Origin of the sequence: Pseudonocardia sp. SID8383 (assembly GCF_009864975.1) — a bacterium.
Lineage (GTDB): Bacteria > Actinomycetota > Actinomycetes > Mycobacteriales > Pseudonocardiaceae > Pseudonocardia > Pseudonocardia alni.
On sequence record NZ_WWFY01000501.1, the window covers coordinates 1 to 526 of the forward strand.

Consider the following 526-nt stretch of genomic DNA (forward strand, 5'->3'; position numbering starts at 1 on the left):
CGGCGTGGGCGCCTGCCGCGACGACGCGGGCCGACGGCACCCACGGCGGCGCGGATACCGGTGTGCCGCCGTCCGTGTCCGACACCGCGGCCGCTGCGTCCGGTCCGGCACCCGCTGACCCGGACCCGTCCGGCTCCGCAGCGCCGTCCGGACGGGCGACACCCGCTGTGCCCTCCGGCCCGGCGTCCTCCGGATCGGCGCCCACCACACAGGCGCCGTCCGGCCCGGCTCTGTCCGATCACGGTCCGGCCGCCCGCTCGTCCGGAGCGCCGGTCGGGACCCCCTCGCCGATCGTCGACCCCGCCGAGGCGTCCGCACTGGCCGGGGCCTTCGCCGCGGACCTGCTGTCCTGGGACGAGGACGACGTCGCCCGCCGCGGCCGCGTCCTCTCCGCCTACCTGCCCACGACCGCGGCCGACGGGCTGCTCGGCTGGACCGGGACCGGACGCCAGCGGGCCGACCTCGTGCTGCCGGGCCGCGTCAGCACCGACGGCGACCGCGCCGTCGTCGACGTCCGGGTGCGGGT

The 526-nt window shown here is 79.7% G+C and carries 1 pseudogene; it reads left to right on the forward strand.

Features of this window, described 5'->3' with window-relative positions:
* Window positions 1-167: 167 nt before the first annotated feature.
* Window positions 168-526, forward strand: a pseudogene (locus GTW08_RS12190) (hypothetical protein); the annotation flags it as partial.